Here is a 990-nt window from a genome sequence, read left to right on the forward strand (position 1 = left end):
AATTAATCATGCCAATAGCCACAATCAGCTTGGCAATTTCTTCTTCAGAGAACAGTGCCTTCACACGCTCATAAAGCTCATCCGGCACGCCGAGTTCTGCAACCCGCGTGAGATGTTCGGTCCATTCCAGCACAGCACAGTCACGCGCATCAAAACACGGCGATTCACGCCATGCGCTTGTCATATATAAAGTCTGCATATCCATACCGTCTTTATGAGCATCACGGACATGAATATCCGTACAATAGGAGCAGCCGTTAATCTGTGAAGCGCGGATTTTCACCAGATGCAGCAGACGCTTATCCAACCCCGCTGCATCAACAGCTGCGTCCAATGCCTGTATTGACTGATAAAGCTCTGGTGTAATTTTCGCGATATTCATTCTGCTTTGCATATCATTTGTCCGAAATAAAAGTTTGCCCGAGAATCATCGATATATTATATCGATGATATGAAATTAACAAATCTCAAGGTTGTGATATGCGCAAAATGAGCGACGGTGTTGAGGCGGCATTGCATTGCGCACTCGTATTATCAGGACTACCGGAAGATAAGGTTCTGGCGGGCAAACATCTCGCAGAGCTGCATGGCGTATCCGAGAGCTATCTGCTCAAACATTTGCGTGCCCTCACCGCTGCTGATGTGATTATAGCTATTCCGGGGCCGCGTGGCGGCTACCGACTCGCACATATTCCGCAACAGATTACATTGCTCGATATTGTGGAAGCGATTGACGGCAAAGAACCGGCCTTTATTTGCAGGGAAATTCGCCGCCGCGCACCGGGAAAATCACAAGATCCCTGCAACTATAAGAGAGATTGTTTTATCAAATCGCGGATGCTGGCCGCGGAACAGCTCTGGCGCAATGCTTTACGCAGCCAGACTGTTGCCGATCTCATGCAGGATGGCGAGCAGCAGATCAGCCCTTCCAGTAAGTTACTCGTATCCGATTATCTTAGCTTACATGCCCGCTAAATAAAAAACCAACCC

2 protein-coding genes are annotated in these 990 nt (G+C 48.3%); one reads left to right on the top strand and one right to left on the bottom strand.

The window, feature by feature from the left end:
• Window positions 1-382 (bottom strand): carboxymuconolactone decarboxylase family protein (locus A918_RS0112740; protein WP_022711437.1); only part of this gene is annotated, 382 nt, incomplete at its 3' end.
• 98 nt (window positions 383-480) lie between these two features.
• Between A918_RS0112740 and A918_RS20400 the strand changes: the two genes are divergently transcribed.
• Window positions 481-975, top strand: coding sequence for an Rrf2 family transcriptional regulator (locus tag A918_RS20400; RefSeq protein ID WP_022711438.1), 495 nt, complete (start codon window positions 481-483; stop codon window positions 973-975).
• Window positions 976-990: the final 15 nt, after the last annotated feature.

Source organism: Pseudochrobactrum sp. AO18b (assembly GCF_000409565.1).
Classification (GTDB): domain Bacteria; phylum Pseudomonadota; class Alphaproteobacteria; order Rhizobiales; family Rhizobiaceae; genus Pseudochrobactrum; species Pseudochrobactrum saccharolyticum.